This window comes from Kitasatospora sp. NPDC059577, from assembly GCF_042735475.1.
In the GTDB taxonomy this organism is placed as follows: domain Bacteria; phylum Actinomycetota; class Actinomycetes; order Streptomycetales; family Streptomycetaceae; genus Kitasatospora.
Genome location: NZ_JBHWBZ010000028.1, coordinates 17,735 through 34,731 on the forward strand (window position 1 = coordinate 17,735; position 16,997 = coordinate 34,731).

The following is a 16,997-nucleotide window of genomic DNA, read 5'->3' on the forward strand; positions in this document are numbered from 1 at the left end:
GGCGGGCGGCGCGCGGGGCGCCGGCGCGCGGGCGGCGGGGGGGGGCGCCCCCCGCCCGCCGGGCCCCCCCCGGGCCCCCGGCGGACCCCCGCCCCCCCCCCCCCGGCCCGCCGGGCGCCCCGGTGAGCGTGACCGCGCCGAGGGCGGCGCCGAGCAGCCCGGCGAGGAGGCCGGTCCGGCGACGGCGAGGGGGCAGGACGTACGGCGGGTGCCGCATCGGTGTCATGCCCCGCACGCTACGGCGGTCGGGGCGGATCCGCCGCCCCGACACCGGACACCCGGGTGACCCCGCGGTCTCCGGGGAGCGCGCCGTCACCCCGCCCCCAAGGGCGCCAGCAGGACCTCCGCCGACGCCGTCCGCGCGTACAGCACCGACCGTCCGGCGCGGTGGGCGGTGACCAGACGGGCGTCCCGCAGGGCCGTCAGGTACTGGGACACCGCCGCGGGCGACAACCCGGTCCGCCGCGCGAGGTCGGTCGTCGACGCCGGGGCCGCCAGCTCGGTCAGCAGCCGGGTGCGGGAGCGGCCGAGGACGGCGGCCAAGGCCTCGGTGCCGGCCGCCGGCGCGGTCGCCCACAGGCTGCCGATCCCGCGCGCCGGGTAGGCGAGCTGGAGCGGGTCCGGCGGGGCGAGGCGGGTGTAGAGCGCCGGTCCGGTGAAGGCGGACGGGATCAGCAGCAGACCCGCCCCGGCCGTGCGGCCCGGCAACGGGCGGGTGCGGTGGCGCAGCCGCAGGGTGTCCTCCGTCCAGCGGAGTTCGGCGTGCAGGTCGTTCAGCACCCGTGCCGAGCCGTGCTCGGCGGCCTGCCGGGCGCGGTGCAGCACGTCCGCGTCCAGGACGGCCCGGATCCGCGCCCAGTACGGGGCGAGCGCGAGCTCCCAGTACGCCTCGACGGCCTCGGTGAGCCGGCCCAGGCCGCCCGCCGGGTCGCCGTACAGGGCGCGCAGCCGGGGGCCCAGCCGGCCCCCGCCGTCCCGCAGCCGGTCGAGGTCGCGGCGGACCCGCTCGGCCGGGGTGGCCCGGATCGCCGCCAGTTCCTCCGCCAGTGCGGGGGCGGGCCCGGCCGGGGCCGGGTTGATGAAGTCCGGCACGTACCCGGCGGGCGGGACGAGCTCGGCCAGCAGCGCGTACGCCGGGCCGAGCGCCGCCAGCCGGGGGCGCACCTGCTCCGCCCAGGGCCGGTGGACGGGGTGGGCGAGGCCCGAGCGCAGCAGCCGCAGGCTCGGGCCGACCTCCCACATCGGGGAGACCGCGAAGCGCATCCGCGCCAGGTCGCCCGCCGTGAACGACAGCTCGGCCGCCAAGGCCCACCCCCATGGATTCACACATGTCCGAATCGTTGGCGGTCAGGCTAGTGCAGCAACGATCATGATCGGCATGACTTCGGAGACCACTGCCCCCACCACGCCCCTCACCGCCGCCGCCTCGACCCCCGTGACCACCTCCCCCACCACGCCCCTCACCGCCGCCGCCTCCGGTACCTGGACCCTCGGCGACCGCGCCGTCCACCGCATCGGCTTCGGCACGATGCGCCTGCCGCAGACCGGCCCGGCGCTGGTCCCGCACGCCGTGCCGCGTGACCGCGAGCAGGCCCTACGGGTGCTGCGCCGCGCGGTCGAACTCGGCGTCAACCACATCGACACCGCCGCCTTCTACTTCTCCCCGCTGCGCTCCGCCAACGAGTTGGTCAACCAGGCGCTCGCGCCCTACACCGACGACCTGGTGATCGCCACCAAGGTCGGCCCGGGCCGCGGCATCGACGGCCACTGGGTGGAGCACGCCCGCACCCCCGAGCAGTTGCGCGCCCAGGTCGAGCAGAACCTGCGCCAGCTCGGCCGCGACCACCTCGACCTGGTCAACCTGCGGATCCTCGGCACCGACTCCGTCGCCGAACGCTTCGGCGCGCTGGCCGAGTTGCGCCAGGCCGGGCTGATCCGCCGGCTCGGACTCTCCAACGTCCACCCGCACCAGCTGGCCGAGGCGCGGTCCATCGCGCCCGTGGTCTGCGTCCAGAACCCGTACGGCATCGGCGCCTCGGCCGCGCAGGACGAGGTGCTGCGCCTCTGCGGCGAGCTGGGCATCGCCTTCGTCCCCTTCTACGCGATCGCGGGCGCGGGGCGGGAGGACGGCGCCGGCGTGGCCGAGCCCGACCAGGTGCGGGCGGTCGCCGAGGCCCGCGGGGTGAGCACCGCGCAGGTGCGGCTGGCCTGGACGCTGCACCGCGGCCCGCACGTCCTGGCCATCCCGGGCACCGGCGACGTGGCGCACCTGGAGGACAACATCGCCGCAGGCGCCCTGCGGCTGTCGGCCGAGGAGCTGGCCCTGCTCGACCAGGCCCACACGGCCGCGGCCCGGACCAGCTGAGTCGCGGGCGGCCGCGGCCCGCCCCGGTCGCCCCTCACCGGCCCTCACCAGGCGTCCCTCACCGGGCGGGGCCGGAACCAGGCGCCCCGCACCGGGCGGGGCCGGAACCGGGCGGGCCCGGCCGGCGTCACTCCGGGATGACCTGACAGCGATCATCATCGAGGAGACCCGGAGCATGACCGAACTCGCCACCCGTTACCTCTATCTGGCCCGCCACGGCGAGGCCGCGCCCGACGGCAGCGGGCTCAGCGACACCGGACGCCGGCAGGCCGTCCTGCTCGGCCGGCGGCTGGCGGGCCGGCCGATCACCGCGGTGCACCACGGCCCGCTGCCCCGGGCCGCGCAGACCGCGCACCTGGCCGCGGAGCAACTGGGCGGTGTGGAGCCGACGGTGTGCGACGAGGCCGGGGACTGGGTCCCGTACCTGCCCGAGCGGGCCGAACTCCCCCCGGACAGCGCGGACTTCCTGCTGACGTTCCTCTCGCACGCCACGCCGGAGGAGTGCGAGAGCGGTGCGGTGCTGGCGCCGCGAGCGGTCGAGCGGTTCACCGGCCCGGTGGCGGGCCGCGAGGAGCGGCACGAGCTGGTGGTCACCCACGCCTTCCTGGTGGCCTGGCTGGTCCGGCACACCCTGGACGCCCCGGCCTGGCGCTGGCTCGGCCTCCACGTCGCCAACGCCGGCCTGACCGTTCTGCGGTACGCGCCCGGCCGACCGCCGGCCGTCCTGCTGCTGAACGACCAGGGCCACCTTCCGGAGGAGCTGCGCTGGACGGGCTTCCCACCGGAGTTCCGCTGCTGATCGGGCCCTCCGGCCGGTTGCTGATCCACCGTCGACAGAAATATGCAGACCGGTCTACTATCGGCCCCATGGGAGTCAAGGGCGAGGAGACCCGGGCCCGGCTGATCGCCGGCACCAGGGAACTGATCGAGGCCAAGGGCTACTTCGGGACCGGCCTCAACCAGATCGTGGCCGCCACCGGCGCGCCGCGCGGCTCGCTCTACTTCCACTTCCCCGGCGGCAAGGACCAGTTGGTGGCGGCCGCGCTCACCGAGGCCGGCCAGGAGGTCGAGGCGCTGCTCGCCGAACTCGCCTCCGGGGGCGCGGACACCGCCACCCTCGCCGAGCGGCTCGTCGAGGCCTTCGCCGAGCGCCTGACGCAGTCCGACTACACCAGCGGCTGCCCGATCGCGACCGTCGCCCTGGAGACGGCGGGCACCAACGAGCCGCTGCGGACCGTCTGCGCCGAGGTGTACGCGAGCTGGCAGCAGGTGCTGGCCGGCCGGCTCACGGCCGAGGGCTTCGGCCCGGACGCGGCCGAGACCGCCGCCGGCCAGACCCTCGCCCTGCTGGAGGGCGCGGTCCTGCTCGCCTCCGTCCGGCGCAGCCGCGAACCGCTGGACCACGCCCGGCACGCCGTCCGGCACCTGCTCGGCCGCGCGTAGGCGGCGCCACCCTCGGCGGGCACGCCGCCCTCGATCCGTACCCCGCTCTCGATCGGCACGCCGCCGCCGACCGGTGCTCCGTCGTCGACCGGCACACCGTCGTCGACCGGCGCACCACGGCTGATCGGTGGCACACCTTCCCCTGCCCAAAAAATATGCAGACCGGTCTACTGATTACCGACACCTGGAGCGCACGATGACACCCGTCCCGCCGCCCCGCACGCTCGTCCTCGGCGCCACCGGCTTCCTCGGCCGCTGGCTCGTCCTCGAACTCCTCACCCGCGGCGAGCCCGTGGCCGCCGGCGTCCGCGACACCGGCGGCGCCGCCGCCCTCCGCCACTGGCTCCGCGAGCACGACGCCGACACCACCGCCCTGACCACCGTCACCGCCGACCTCACCCGCCCCGGCCTCGGCCTCGCCCCCGAGGACGACGCGCGGCTCACCGAGGTCCGCGACGTCCACAACCTCGCTGCCCGCTACGCCTTCGGCCTCACCCGCGCCCAGGCCGAACCCCCCAACGTCCACGGCGCGCTGCACGCACTGCGGTGGTCCGCGACCCGGCCCCGGCTGCGCCGTCTGGTCCACCTCTCCGGCTACCGCGTCGGCCGTGACCCGGCCCCCCGGTACCCCCTCGACGAGCGCACCACCGCCGCGCTCCACTCCCGGCTCGGCGCGTACGAGGCCTCCAAGCAGCTCGGCGACGCCGCCGTCCGCGTCACCGCGCCCCGCCTCGGTGTGCCGCTCACCACCGTCAACCCGAGCAGCGTCATCGGCCACTCGCGCACCGGCGAGGCCGGCCAGTACCTCGGCCCGGCCCAGTTGGTCCGCCAACTCCACCGCGGCCGGCTCCCCCTGCTGCCGGGCACCCGGCGCACCTTCCTGCCCGTCGTCACCGTCGACCACCTGGCCCGCTTCCTGGCCGTCGTGCCCGACCACGACCACGACCCCGTCCTGGCCCACACCGTCCTCGACCCCGCGACCCCCCTCCTCCCCGACCTGATCGCCCTCCTCGCCGCCCACCTCGGCGTCCGCCCGCCCCGCGGCCTGATCCCCGTCCCCCTCGTCCGCCGCCTCCCCCGCGCCCTGACCGGCGCCGACCCGGAGACCCTCACCTTCCTCTCCGAGGACCGGTACGACACCACCTCCGCCGACCGCCTGGCCACCGCGGCGGGCATCGACCACCCGCCCCTCACCCCCGCCCTGACCAGGTGGGCCACCCGACTCGTCGAGGAGGGCTTCGGCGCTGCCTGAGCACCACCCGGGACGTCGGCCCGCCCACCGGAACACCGCCGGGTTCGCCCGCACCGGCGACTTCCACCACGCGCCGGCGGGCAACCACCCCTGCCTGGTGGACCGGACGGACGGCAGCGTCCACCACGTCCCCGACTGCCTGCTGTTCACCGGGGCCGGGCGGCGCGCCACCTCCGCCGGGTCCGGGGCATCCGCCCGCCCGACCCGCCGGCCGCCGCTGTCCGCACGCTCGCGCGGTCCGGCGGGACGGTCGCCGCGATGGCCCACCCGCGCGGCCGGGCGCCGCGGCTGAGTCTCACCCGGGCCGGGGACTGCGTGCCGGCGGTGCGGGACGGCACCGAACCGCCCGAGGTGCTCGCGGACCTCACCGAGGAGGTCGGCGCCCACCCGCAGCCCTCGATCGGGACCGTCCGCCCCGGCCGCCGCTGACGGCGGGCCACCGGCGAGGGGTGCCCGGGGACGGGCCTGACCCGGCGCGCCTCAGTCGTAGCGGGGACCGTACGCCCGGAGCACGATCGGGCGGATCTCGTCGTCGGCCGGGTCGACGGTGCCGAATCCGCGCAGCACCGGCTCACGGCCGTCCACCACCCGCGTGAGGTGCCCGTACGTGAGGGAGTCGTACGGCAGGTAGCCCCGGGACAGCACCATGGAGACCCGGTGCGGGCCGATCGAGCCCTCGAATTCCAGCAGCGGAACGGTCCTCGGATCGGGCGACAGGAAGATCTCGGCAGCCACCTCACCGGCGGTGGTGCCCTTTCCCCACCTGCGGGCGCCCACGGCCCGCGCCATGCTCGACCGGGTGGCATCCGTCAGTGAGAACGTGCCGTGGAAGTAGAGCCAGGACGTGTCGTCCCCGGGCAGTGCCTCGCCCGACAGCAGGAGGGCCGGGCCGAATGCCAGGCGGCGCTGCGCGGCCAGGTGCCGGTGCAGAAGGCGGAACCGTTCGGCCGGGTGATCGGTGACGCCCAGCCGGTGACCGAGCGGTCCGTACGTCTCGTCGAGCTTGCCCCTGCTCGGATAGAGCTTCCGCCTGAGCAGGGTCTGTTCCGGGCGCGCGAAGCAGCGGAGGTGCACGGCGAACGCCTCCAGCTCGGCGAGCCGGTCGGGCGGCGCAGTGACCGGACTCGGCCGCAAGGGCCCGTCCTCGGTACCCGTCCGGTGGAGCCGGTCGACCGCGGTGTCGGCCTGCTCGGGCGGGACGCCGAGCGCGGCCACGCAGTGCCGCAGGTCCGGCAGCGCGACCTGGACCTCCTCGGCCTGCCCCGGGGCCGGGGACTGCTCCGGGGCCGGGGGCACGGTGACCGTGACGTTCGCGATCTGCCCTGGAGGGCGATCCGGGCCGTCACGCCCGACATCGAGTTCCGGACGTCCCCGTGCGAATCCGGCACGAGGAACTCCTCTGCGAATGCGCTGTGTTGACCTGCGCCACCGAACCTGGCGGATCCTCGGAGACGAGCGCCGCGAGCCACCGGATCAGCGAGGACGCGGGATCAGCGGGGACGCCGGATCAGCGAGGACGTTCGAGGACCAGCGACGTCCAGTGCACCCCGTCGCGCCCGTGCAGGTCGGGGCGGGTGGAGCGGTGGAGGAGGTGCAGGCCGCGGGCGGCGGCGAGGTCGACGGTGTGCTCGGGCGGGAGGTCGAACATGCGGCGCCCGGGCGGGACGGGGCCGTGGCGCAGGGTGAGGGCGAGGCGGCCGCCGGGGGCGAGGAGGGCGGCGAGGGCGTCCATGGCGGGTGGACGCTCGGAGGGGGCGAGGTGCATCCAGACGGCGGTGAGCAGCACGAGGTCGTAGCGTTCCCGAGCGGCGGTGAGCCGGGGCAGCCCGGGCAGGGCGTCGGCGACCCACCGGATGCCGGCCGCCGCGTGCAACCGTTCGCCGATGGCGCGGAGTTCGGGGGTCGGCTCGGCGGCCACGACCCGGTGGCCGAGGGCGGCGAGGGCGGCGGCGTCGCGGCCGGTGCCGGCGCCGACGTCGAGGACGGCGGCGGGTGGCGTCGGGTAGAGGTGGCGCAGTTCGCGGTGGACCTCGGCGAAGCTCACGCTCTCGTACTGGACGGCGAGTTGTTCGGCGGCCTCGCCGTATCCCGCCGTGCCCGCCGGGGCATCGTTCACGGCGTTCACGTCGATCGCATCGTTCACGTCGATCGCGTCGTTCGCGCCGTCCACGTCGTTGGCGTCGTTCACGTCGTCTCCTTGGCGCTCGGGTCGCTTCCCCGGACGACGACCGCGTCTCCGGCGGCGGCCGCGCCCGCGAAGAAGTCCCGCAGGTCGCGCAGATCGTCGACGACCCGGGCGGCCACGGACTCGGACCAGGGCGTCGGGTGGCCGAGGCGGGCGACGGTACGGGCGAGGACGCTGTGCTGCTGGCGGACGAGTTCGCCGAGGGCCGAGTCGCGCAGAAAGGTGGAGGCGGCGGCGACCTGGTCGGGGCGCATCACCAGCGTCTCGGTGCCGGGTTCGCGCCGCCCGCCGCCGTAGACGGGGAGCCGGGCGGCGGGGTCGGGGTGCAGGCCGTTCTCGGTGAGCGCGAGTTCCATCAGCGCGGCGGTGCGCCGGACTCCGAGGGCGAGCCCGGCGGCGGCCAGCCGGTCGTACCGGACGTCGCGGTCCCGGGGCACGAGTTCGCCGAGTTCCTCCGGCGAACAGGTGTCCACGACCGGGCCGGGCAGGCGGCACCAGAAGTGATCCACACTCACCCGCTCAGCCTAACGAAGTCCTGGCCGCGGTGAGCGCACCGCCATCGCGCGGGGACGGACTCAGGCCTCGCCGGGGTGCCAGGCGGGCCATTCCCAGGGGCGGTCGGCCCAGTGGACGCGCTGCGGGTCGCGCGGGTCGAGGTCGGGGAAGAGCTGGTGGATGCGCGGCTCGAACTCCTCGGGCGCGAGCGGCTCCCAGCCGTGGCCCTCGAAGTGGACGAGGCGGTAGCGGCTGTCCGTCCGGAACTCGGCCACGTCGACCAGGGGTGCGGTCGTGCTGTTGGTCTCCATGACCCCAAGCATGTGGCGCGGTGGCAACCAACGCCCGTTCAGACCCCTCTTCCGGGTCATGTCCCGGCGTCGGCGCGCTCGTTGAGCACGGAAAGGCAGACTCGGGGGGCCGCTGGAAGGACGAGCAGATGACTGGGCACCCCACCGGAGAGCAGTGGCAGTGGCCGCAGAACGCGTGGCAGCCCCCTCCCGTCCCGACGACTCCCCCGCCTCCGGTGCCCGTCCCGGCCGCACCGAGACGCCGCTCACGCAGGGTGTGGGCGGCCGCGGTGGTCGGCACGGGTGCGGTGCTGGCCTCGGTGCTGGTGATGTGCGGGCCCGGGTCGGACGACGAGGTACGGGTGGTGTCGTTGCCGGAGGCCTCGCCCTCGGCTTCGGACCCGGGCCCGCACCTACGGCCGGTGCCCCCGTTGCCGGCCACGCCGGCGCCCTCGCCGCTGCCCGCCCCGGTCCCGGCGGGCGGCACGATGGGCACGACAGGCACGGCGGGCGCGACAGGCACGGACACGACAGGCGCGTCGGCGTCGGCAGCCGCCGAATCGGCCGACCCGGCGGGCGCCGAGACCCGGCGCGCGTCGGCGAGCCCGCGTCCGAAACCCGGCCACAGCCCGCACACCACCGGCCCGGCCCGCGGCACGTCGGGCGCGCCCGCCCAGGCCGGGCCGGGTTCTGGTGGGTCGTTGCCGAGCGCCGGCCCGGGCACCATCTGTGACCAGGCCGAACGCATCGGCCGCTGGCCGGCCGGCTCGGAGCAGGCCCGCCTGTGCCGCGGCCTCTACGGGTGAGCCGCCGGAGCGCCCGCACCCCCTGACGCACCGGGAACCGCCGACCCGCCCGGAGCAGCCGACCTGCCCGGAGCGGTCGGAACCGCCGACCCGCCGGTGACCGCCGGTTCCCCGGCCACCCCCAGCAGCCCCTTGTCCAGCCGGGGCGCCAGCACCCGCGCCAGCGTGTCGGTGATGTGCCCGGTGTCCCGGTACAGCACCACGCCCTCCAGCACCGCCGGGCAGGAGGGCCCGGCGCCGGGGCAGAGCAGCGGACCGAGGTCCAGGGTCCGGACGCCGTACCGGGCGGCGAGGCCGCCGTCGAGCAGCGGGTCGGGCTCGAAGGCGGTCTCGCGCGGGAAGAAGCAGGCGTCGGAGCGCCCGTCGGAGGCGGCCAGGCAGGTCGGGATGTCCTTGCCCGGCATCGGGGTGTCGCCGAGGTAGGAGAGCGGGGCGCCGAGCGCGGTCAGGCGGTCGAGGGTGCGGGTCCACCCCTCGGTGCGTTCCTCCTGGCTGCCGTAGCGGTTGAGGCCGGCCATCAGGACGAGGCGCGGCGTGGGTCCGGAGGTGAGCCGGGTCAGGGTGTTCTCGCGCCAGCGGTCGCACTCGTCGAAGGTGCGGCCGAGGACGTTGTTGCGCACGGTGAGCGTGGCCAGCGGGCAGCCGGGCTTGACCAGCACCTCCAGGGCCCAGTGCCGCTGCTGGGCCAGGGCGAGTGCGGCGGAGATCCACTGCCCGGCGTGCGAGTCACCGAGCAGCACGATCCGGTCGGGGCTGTCCTCGGCGCCGAAGAGGCAGCGCGGACTGCTGTCGGCGTTGAGCGGGATCTCACAGCCCTTCCCGGGCGGGAAGTCCTGCCGGGCGCGGGCGAGCGAGGGGGTCAGGGCGAGCACCCGGGTGCCGGGGGCGAGCAGTCCGGGCCCGTCGGCGGCTCCGGCGGGGGCCGCGACGGGGGCGTCGGCGGCCCCGCCGAGGGCGCGGACGGTGCCGCCGCCGAGGGTGAGCGCGGCGATCAGCGGGATCACCAGGGCGCTGGCGCCGACCGCGAGCCCGCGCCGGGGCGCCGGGCTGCTGCCGTACCGCAGCGGCTGTTCCACCAGGCGCAGGGTGAGCCAGGCGGGCAGCGCGGCGGCCGCGGTGAGCGCGAGCAGGGTGGTCCAGGGCAGCGCGCCGTACCGGGCCTGGGCGATGGTCAGCACCGGCCAGTGCCAGAGGTACCACGCGTACGACAGGCGTCCGGCGGCGCGCAGCGGGCGGGTGGCGAGGAGCCGTCCGGCGTCGCCGGCGCGGAGCGGACCGTGTCCGGCGAGCAGCACGGCGGCGGTGCCGAGGACGGGCAGCAGCGCGGCGGTGCCGGGGAACGGCGTGTCGCGGTCGTACAGCAGGACCGGCGCCGCGACGGCGGCCAGGCCGAGCCAGCCGGTCAGCCGCAGCGACCACCGTACGGGGGCCCGCCCGGTGCGGGTGGCGAGCGCGCCGCCGAGCAGGGCCGCGCAGGCGCCGGCGGCGAACTCCCAGAGCCGGCTGCCGGTGGAGAAGTAGGCGAGCGGCGCGGAGGTCTGCGTCCAGCGCAGGCACAGCACCAGCGAGACGCCGCCGATGCCCAGGGTGGTGAGGGTGATCGCGAGGGTGCGGCGGCGCCCGTGCAGGTAGCGGGCGAGGCCGAGCAGCAGGACGCCCCACAGCAGGTAGAACTGGTTCTCCACGCCGAGTGACCAGAAGTGCTGCAGCGGGCTGGGGGCCTGTTCGGCGGCCAGGTAGTCGGTCTGTCGGCCGACGAAGCGCCAGTTGGCGAACTGGCCGGCGGCGGCGATCAGGTCGCGGGCGAGGTCGGTGCCGCGCAGCGGGTCGAGCAGGGCGCCGCCGGCGACGGCGGTGGCGACCAGGACGGTGGCGGCGGCGGGCAGGATGCGCCGGGCCCGGCGGGCGGCGAAGTCCCACAGGCCGAGCGGGCGGTTGGTCAGCAGGCCGGTGATGAGGAAGCCGGAGATGACGAAGAAGACGTCGACGCCGACGTAGCCGCCGGTCAGGCCGGGTACGGCGGAGTGGAAGGCGAGGACGGACAGCACGGCGATGCCGCGCAGCCCTTCGATGTCGGGGCGGAAGGCGGCGCGCCGGCGGGGTGGCCCGGTCTCGGCGACGGTGGCGCCCTCGGGGGCGGCGAGTTCCCGGTCCACCCGGACGACCTCGGGAAGCAGGTCGACGGGTCCGGGAGCCGGTGCGGGTGCGGGCCCGGGAGCTGGCGCGGGTCCGGGTCCGGAAGATCCGGAAGATGCGGAAGGTGCGGACGAAGGCGGGACGGCCGTTGACACGGCGGCGCTCCTTGCAGGGCTGGCAGCGGTGGTCTGGCCCGCCGGGCCGATGGGGCGGCCGGGCGGTGTCCGCGCCGGTGGGGCGACGCGCAAGGAAAGTCAGTGATCCGTCGGTGTGGCGGAGTCGACGGCGACTCGGAGAGGAGGGGTCAGAAGAACATCGGATCGGCCCAGCCCGACGCCAGCAGCCCGCAGAGCAGCAGCACGGCGGTGACGGCGACGGCCTCGGCGTGGCCGAACCCGAGGTCGGAGCGGCTCCGGGCGGGTGCGGCGACCTCGCCGACGGTGGCGCCTTTGCCACCGTTGGAGCCGTTCAGGAGCGGCCACAGGGAGCGGATCAGCGGGATCGCGGTGTACGCGGTGAGCCCGAGCAGCAGGGCGAGCGCCCAGTACGGCCGCCAGCCGTGCAGCAGGGCGGCGCGGACCAGTCCGGCGGCGCCGGCCAGGACGACGATCCCCAGCCAGCCGACCCCGATCCGGGCGACCGCACGGGCGAGTGAACTGCCGCCCGACACGGCGCCGGTGGGCACCCAGTCGGCGGAGCGGCGGCGCAGCGCGTGCGCGATGGCGACCACGTGGCAGAGCCCGCCGAGGAGTTGGACGCGGGTGACCTCGAAGCGCCAGCGGGTGCGGGACATCGCGGGCAGCAGGACGAGGGCGACCCAGATCGGCGGGAGGAAGGGGAGCACCTGCCAGGGTTCGATCTCCTCGGGCCGGAAGTACAGCATGATCAGGGCGGGCAGCGGCACGGCGAAGACGTTCACCGCGCTGGTGAGGTAGCCGAGGATGCCGTTCCAGAAGCAGAGCCGGGCGGAGCGCGGCAGCGGTCCCTTGCGGAAGTCCGGGTCGCGGACGAGGGCCAGGGAGCCGAGGCACCAGCGGTACTGCTGGCTGATGAAGGCGGGCAGGCCGGTGGGCGACATGCCCTTGGCGACCAGTGCGGGCACGTAGCGGGTGGCCCAGCCGGCGCGGGCGAGGGCGAGGCCGGTGTAGAGGTCCTCGCTGTGGTCGATCTCGGCGAAGCCGCCGATCCGCTGCAGTGCGGCGCGGCGGTAGAGGGCGTTGGTGCCGCAGCAGACGGTGCCGTCCTGTGCGTCCCGGGAGGGCTGGATCCAGCGGTAGAAGATCTCCTGGGTGGCTCCCGCGGCGCGTTCGAGCCAGGACATGTTCGCGTCCGTGTCGAAGCACTGCGGGCTCTGCACGATGCCGACCTCGGGGTTGTCGAGGTAGGGCACCAGGTGGTGCAGGAAGTCGGGGCGGGGGCAGAAGTCGGCGTCCAGGACGGCGATGACCTCGCCGGTGCCCTCGGCCAGGCCGTGGTTGAGGTTGCCGGCCTTCTTGAAGCGGCCCCGGTCGGGGCGGGCGCGGTACTCGAAGCCGTAGGACTCGGCGAGTTCGCGCACCTCGGGGCGGTCGGCGTCGTCGAGGACCAGGACGGTGAGCTCGCCGGGCCACCGGACGGCGGCGGTGTGGCGGTAGGCGTTGTCGAGGACGGCCAGCGGTTCGCCGGCGGTGGGCAGCAGCAGGTCGACGCCGGGGTGGCGGGCGGGCTGCCAGGCGCGCATCAGCAGGTCGTGCGAGTCGCGGGTGAAGCGGCGGGCGCGCTGGCCGTCGGTGAGCGAGAGCAGCCAGGTGGCCGCGTTGAGCACGGTGAGCACCAGGAACGGCCAGAGCAGCGGCTTGCTGAGGGCGAACAGGCCGAGCGTGGCGGTGGCTCCCGCGTAGGAGAGGGTGGCGCAGAGCAGGACCCAGCGGCGCTGCGGGCCGAAGTACCAGTAGAGCTCCTCGTCGTCGGGCGGGGCGGGCAGGCGCAGGTCGGGGTCCGCGGGTGTCCGGCGCGGACCGGCGTCGGGTGCGGGCATGGCGGTGCCATGGAGTACGGGCATGCGGAAGTGGCCCCCCTGGGCATCGGACGGAACGTGGCCGTTCGTCCTCAGCCTCTCACATTGGCCTAGACCAATCATGAACGAGGTATGACATCTCCGCATCGCCCCAGTTCAGCGACTTGACGCCGCATCACCTGCCGCTTCAACTCCAGCGGAACTGAACCGAGCCCCGAGTGCGGACCGTTGACCGGACCGGACTCGGGGCTCGCCCCGGGACGTCTTGCCGAACTCCTCAGGAGGCCTTCAGCTCCTTGACCAGGTGCTCGAACCGCAGATCCGGCCGCAGCGGGATGCCGAACCGCTCGTCGCCGTACGGGAACGGGCTGAACTCCCCGGTCCGCCGGAACCCGCGGCGCTCGTACCAGGCGATCAGCTCGTCGCGCTGCTCGATCACCGTCATCTCCATCGCGCCGACGCCCCACTCCTCGCCGGCCAGCCGCTCGGCCTCGGCGAGGACGGCCCGGCCGACCCCGCCGCCCTGCAGGCCGGGGCGCACCGAGAACATCCCGAAGTAGGCCCGGTCGCCGCGCCGCTCCAACTGGCAGCAGGCGACCAGCGCGCCGCCCTGCTCGGCCAGCAGCACCAGCCCCTCGGCGTGACCGACGGCCTCCGCGACGGCCTCGGGGTTGGTCCGCCGCCCGGCCAGCAGGTCGGCCTCGGTGGTCCACCCGGCGCGGCTGGAGTCACCCCGGTAGGCGGACTCGACCAGCTCGACCAGGGCCGGGACGTCGGCGGGCGTGGCGGGCCGGAAGACGGGCTCCCCGACGGGCCGGTCGGTGTCGTGGGCGGTCTCGGTCATGGCTGGTCCTCTCCTCCGTGCTGGGTGCCGCCCGTGACGGCCGGCACGCGGGCATCGTGCCACAGCGCGCGGAAGGCCCCCGGGTCCGGGATCGGCAAGACCGGCAACGCGCGGTGCCGGTGGCGGCGTTCCGGCAGCTGTGACACGGGTTCGCAGTGGGGCCGAAGATGCCTGGCGGCGCCGGTGGGGACATGGCTACTCTGCGGTACGGCCGCGCCAACCCCCGGCCTTTTCGGGCCACTTGGGCCCATCCCAGACCGGACCAACCGGACCAGAGGAGTGTTCGTGCTTCGCTCTTCCCGCTCCGCCCGCACCACCGGCACACATCGCCCCGCCCGCCGCCGGCTGCCCGCCGCGGCCGCCCTCGCCGCCGCGACCGCCCTGGTCGCCGCCGCTGCCGCCCCGGCCCACGCGGCCGGGCCCGCCCCGGTCGCCCCCGCCGTCGAGGGCACCGCCGCCTTCCACCCGGACCGCGACTTCGCCGGCTCCACCGTCGCCGCCCACGAGGGCCGCGGCGCCGGCGCGCCCGTCCTCTCCCTCGCCGCCACCCAGACCCCCGGGCTGGACGTCGCCAGTTACCAGGGCAACGTCACCTGGTCCTCGGTCGCGGCCGACGGCGCCAGGTTCGCCTACGTCAAGGCCACCGAGGGCACCGGCTACACCAACCCGTACTTCGCCCAGCAGTACAACGGCTCCTACAACGCCGGCCTGATCCGCGGCGCCTACCACTTCGCCCTGCCGAACTCCTCCTCCGGCGCCACCCAGGCCGCCTACTTCGTCAGCCACGGCGGCGGCTGGTCCGCCGACGGCAAGACCCTGCCGCCCGCCCTGGACATCGAGTACAACCCCTACGGCGCCACCTGCTACGGCCTCGGCCAGAGCGCGATGGTCAGCTGGATCCGGGACTTCAGCACCACCGTGCACTCCCGTACCGGCCGCTACCCCACCATCTACACCACCACCAACTGGTGGGCCCAGTGCACCGGCAACTACGGCGGCTTCGGCACCACCAACCCGCTCTGGGTGGCCCGCTACGCCTCCACCGTCGGCACCCTGCCGAACGGCTGGGGCTACCAGACCTTCTGGCAGTTCGCGGACTCCGGCACCTTCCCCGGTGACCAGAACTACTTCAACGGCGCGGCCGACCGCCTCCGCGCCCTCGCCCTGGGCTGACGGACGGGCGTGGGGGGGGGGGGGGGGCGCGGGCGCGCCGGGCCCCCCCCCCCCCCCACGGGTGCGGACCGAAGAGGGGTCACAGGGCCTTGAGGCCGTCCAGCAGGTTCTGGCCGCCCGGGCTGCCGAGGCCGGTGCACGGGTCCCAGCCGGGCCCGGAGGCGAAGGCGCCGTTGCTGCCCTCGGTGACGTCCCGCAGCACGCCCGTCGCGAACTTCGCGTACAGCAGCGGGTTGAGGAAGCCGACCTGGGCGGAACCGGGCAGGCCCTGGTTGACCCGGGCGATCAGCGACGACCACATCGGGGCGGCCGCACTGGTTCCTCCGGTCTGGTTGAAGTTCACGCCGTCCACGCTCGGGATCACCACGCCGGTCTCGGGGTCGGCGAGCGCGGCCACGTCCGGGTCCCCGCGGCCCCGCTGGTGCGGCGGGTTGACGGAGGGCGGCACCATCACGGTGTCCTGGTAGGGCGGCACCGGGAAGATCGCGCTGACGCCGCCGCCGGTCCGGCTGCCCGGTCCGTCGTCCCAGACGGTCTCGCTGACGACCTGCCCCTGGCGCACGACCAGCCGGGTCCCGCCGACGCCGAGGACGTGCGGGTCGGAGGAGGGGTAGTCGGCGTGGGCGCGTTCGTCGTCGCCCTGGTCGCGCGAGCCGTCGTCGCCCGAGGCGCAGCAGACGGTGATGTTCTTCTCCGCCGCAGCCGCGAAGGCCCGGTCGATCCGGTCGACCGCGCCGGCGGTGAACAGGCTTCCGGCGACCAGCTCGGGGTTGCCGTAGCTGCAGGAGACCACCGTGGGCCGGTGGTCGGTGTCGTTGACGATCCGGGTGATCACGTTGACCCAGCCGCGCTCGGTGAACTTGGTGAAGTACACGACGATCTTCGCCTTGGGCGCGAGGGCGCCGATCACCGCGAGGTCGAGCATGATCTCGCCGGTGGTGTCCGGGGTGTCGGGTTCGGAGTCCTGGCCCGGGTCGTTGCCGGGGCTCCCGACGTTCGGGATCACCACGTCGATGATGTCCGGCATCGGCTGGTGCAGGACGTCGACGAAGTAGGTCCGCAGGGCGTCGCGCGAGTAGCCCCCGGAGGGGACGCCCGGTGGTGTCTCCCCGTTGAAGGCGAGCACGGCGATGCACTGCCCGGCACCGTCGGTGCCCTCGGGGTAGGCGTACGGCGCCTGCAGATCCGGTGGGAGGAAGGCGCCGGGTCGGATCACCGGGGCGGCGTGGGCCACCGGGACCGCCCGGGCGGCGCGGCGGATCAGCAGCCGGGAGCCGATCGGCCGGTCGTCCAGGCCGAACACGCCGGTGACGACGTCCTGGAGCCGGTCCGGCACGTGGATCCGGCCCTCCCGGCCGCGGTAGACCCGGGGCTTGCCCCGCGCGTCCTGGAAGCGGTAGCGGGCGAGGGTGACCCGGAAGGCGTCGGAGACGTCGCCGGTGGTGCCGGTCAGGTTGACGCTGCGGGCCAGCGGGTCCTCGTCGGAGAGGGTGAGGCGGTGCTCGGCGGCGAAGGCCTCCAGCGCCTTGAGGTCCGTGGCGCTCCACCGGTGGGTGGCGGCGTACTCGTCGTCGGTCGGCACCGTACGGCGGGTCGGCGCCTGCAGCGCCAGCTCGTACACGTCCGGGCGCGGGGGCGCGTCGGGGTCGCGCCGTAGGTAGACGGTGACGGTGAGGGGGGTCCGTGGGTCGGCCGGTCCGATGACCCGCGCTCCGCCGAGCGGAACGCGGGAGCTGTCCGGCAGCGCCACGTAGTGGGTGCTCGACATGATCGCTCCAGCGGTCGGGTCAGCGCCGGGAGCCGCGCGACTTCGCGTCGTGTGCTTTCGACTGTCGACGTACGGCACACGCATATGCCGTACACGTACAGCGTCTCTCCGCCCGTGCCCCGCGTCAAGGCGCGGGGGGGCCCCCCCCGGGCGGGGGGGGGGGGGGCGGGGGGGGGGGGCCCGCGGGGGGGGGGGGGGGGGCCGCAACTCGCGAGGGGGCGGCGGGGGGGGGGCGGGGGGCGGG

At 75.5% G+C, this 16,997-nt stretch carries 15 protein-coding genes; 6 read left to right on the forward strand and 9 right to left on the reverse strand.

Going from position 1 to position 16,997, the window contains the following annotated elements; translation table 11 throughout:
• Positions 1-312: 312 nt before the first annotated feature.
• Positions 313-1,305, reverse strand: coding sequence for an ArsR/SmtB family transcription factor (locus tag ACFV0O_RS22040; protein ID WP_380344295.1), 993 nt, complete (start codon positions 1,303-1,305; stop codon positions 313-315).
• 73 nt (positions 1,306-1,378) lie between these two features.
• On the opposite strand from ACFV0O_RS22040, the gene ACFV0O_RS22045 reads away from it, so the two are divergent.
• The 5 genes from ACFV0O_RS22045 (at position 1,379) to ACFV0O_RS22065 (ending at position 5,489) form a co-directional block, all read left to right on the forward strand.
• Positions 1,379-2,365, forward strand: a complete 987-nt coding sequence (locus tag ACFV0O_RS22045) for an aldo/keto reductase (protein WP_380344298.1) — start codon at positions 1,379-1,381, stop codon at positions 2,363-2,365.
• A gap of 175 nt (positions 2,366-2,540) precedes the next feature.
• Positions 2,541-3,164, forward strand: a complete 624-nt coding sequence (locus tag ACFV0O_RS22050; protein WP_380344301.1) for a histidine phosphatase family protein — start codon at positions 2,541-2,543, stop codon at positions 3,162-3,164.
• Positions 3,165-3,232: 68 nt separating this feature from the next.
• Positions 3,233-3,808, forward strand: a complete 576-nt coding sequence (locus ACFV0O_RS22055) for a TetR/AcrR family transcriptional regulator (protein ID WP_380344304.1) — start codon at positions 3,233-3,235, stop codon at positions 3,806-3,808.
• A gap of 196 nt (positions 3,809-4,004) precedes the next feature.
• Positions 4,005-5,060 (forward strand): SDR family oxidoreductase, encoded by a 1,056-nt coding sequence (locus ACFV0O_RS22060; protein ID WP_380344307.1) that lies wholly within the window; start codon positions 4,005-4,007, stop codon positions 5,058-5,060.
• A 258-nt stretch (positions 5,061-5,318) separates the two neighbouring features.
• A complete protein-coding gene (locus ACFV0O_RS22065; protein ID WP_380344309.1) occupies positions 5,319-5,489 on the forward strand; it encodes a hypothetical protein in 171 nt (56 codons plus the stop codon).
• A 51-nt stretch (positions 5,490-5,540) separates the two neighbouring features.
• Here ACFV0O_RS22065 and ACFV0O_RS22070 read toward each other — a convergent pair whose 3' ends face one another.
• From ACFV0O_RS22070 to ACFV0O_RS22100, 7 genes are all read right to left on the reverse strand, one after another.
• A complete protein-coding gene (locus ACFV0O_RS22070) occupies positions 5,541-6,356 on the reverse strand; it encodes a hypothetical protein (RefSeq protein WP_380344312.1) in 816 nt (271 codons plus the stop codon).
• 211 nt (positions 6,357-6,567) lie between these two features.
• Positions 6,568-7,248, reverse strand: a complete 681-nt coding sequence (locus ACFV0O_RS22075; protein WP_380344314.1) for a class I SAM-dependent methyltransferase — start codon at positions 7,246-7,248, stop codon at positions 6,568-6,570.
• Positions 7,245-7,760 (reverse strand): hypothetical protein, encoded by a 516-nt coding sequence (locus ACFV0O_RS22080; protein WP_380344317.1) that lies wholly within the window; start codon positions 7,758-7,760, stop codon positions 7,245-7,247. The genes ACFV0O_RS22075 and ACFV0O_RS22080 overlap by 4 nt, the downstream gene beginning before the upstream one ends.
• A gap of 60 nt (positions 7,761-7,820) precedes the next feature.
• The gene (locus ACFV0O_RS22085) at positions 7,821-8,051 is read right to left on the reverse strand and encodes a hypothetical protein (protein ID WP_380344319.1); all 231 of its coding nucleotides are present in this window, start codon (positions 8,049-8,051) and stop codon (positions 7,821-7,823) included.
• Between the two features lie 775 nt (positions 8,052-8,826).
• Positions 8,827-10,992, reverse strand: a complete 2,166-nt coding sequence (locus tag ACFV0O_RS22090) for an acyltransferase family protein (protein WP_380344321.1) — start codon at positions 10,990-10,992, stop codon at positions 8,827-8,829.
• Positions 10,993-11,276: 284 nt separating this feature from the next.
• Positions 11,277-13,013, reverse strand: a complete 1,737-nt coding sequence (locus tag ACFV0O_RS22095; protein ID WP_380344324.1) for a glycosyltransferase family 2 protein — start codon at positions 13,011-13,013, stop codon at positions 11,277-11,279.
• A 232-nt stretch (positions 13,014-13,245) separates the two neighbouring features.
• Positions 13,246-13,812, reverse strand: a complete 567-nt coding sequence (locus ACFV0O_RS22100) for a GNAT family N-acetyltransferase (protein ID WP_380344327.1) — start codon at positions 13,810-13,812, stop codon at positions 13,246-13,248.
• A gap of 285 nt (positions 13,813-14,097) precedes the next feature.
• On the opposite strand from ACFV0O_RS22100, the gene ACFV0O_RS22105 reads away from it, so the two are divergent.
• Positions 14,098-14,985 carry a lysozyme gene (locus ACFV0O_RS22105; RefSeq protein ID WP_380344330.1) on the forward strand — a complete coding sequence of 296 codons (888 nt, stop codon included), beginning with the start codon at positions 14,098-14,100 and terminating at the stop codon, positions 14,983-14,985.
• 79 nt (positions 14,986-15,064) lie between these two features.
• Here the strand turns inward: ACFV0O_RS22105 and ACFV0O_RS22110 are convergent, their stop codons facing one another.
• Positions 15,065-16,753, reverse strand: coding sequence for a S8 family serine peptidase (locus ACFV0O_RS22110; protein WP_380344333.1), 1,689 nt, complete (start codon positions 16,751-16,753; stop codon positions 15,065-15,067).
• Positions 16,754-16,997: the final 244 nt, after the last annotated feature.

Coding starts and splice junctions, on each gene's coding strand:
- ACFV0O_RS22045 (WP_380344298.1), top strand. CDS start 1,379: ATGACTTCGGAGACCACTGCCCCCACCACGCCCCTCACCGCCGCCGCC.
- ACFV0O_RS22050 (WP_380344301.1), top strand. CDS start 2,541: ATGACCGAACTCGCCACCCGTTACCTCTATCTGGCCCGCCACGGCGAG.
- ACFV0O_RS22055 (WP_380344304.1), top strand. CDS start 3,233: ATGGGAGTCAAGGGCGAGGAGACCCGGGCCCGGCTGATCGCCGGCACC.
- ACFV0O_RS22060 (WP_380344307.1), top strand. CDS start 4,005: ATGACACCCGTCCCGCCGCCCCGCACGCTCGTCCTCGGCGCCACCGGC.
- ACFV0O_RS22065 (WP_380344309.1), top strand. CDS start 5,319: ATGGCCCACCCGCGCGGCCGGGCGCCGCGGCTGAGTCTCACCCGGGCC.
- ACFV0O_RS22085 (WP_380344319.1), bottom strand. CDS start 8,051: ATGGAGACCAACAGCACGACCGCACCCCTGGTCGACGTGGCCGAGTTC.
- ACFV0O_RS22095 (WP_380344324.1), bottom strand. CDS start 13,013: ATGCCCGTACTCCATGGCACCGCCATGCCCGCACCCGACGCCGGTCCG.
- ACFV0O_RS22100 (WP_380344327.1), bottom strand. CDS start 13,812: ATGACCGAGACCGCCCACGACACCGACCGGCCCGTCGGGGAGCCCGTC.
- ACFV0O_RS22110 (WP_380344333.1), bottom strand. CDS start 16,753: ATGTCGAGCACCCACTACGTGGCGCTGCCGGACAGCTCCCGCGTTCCG.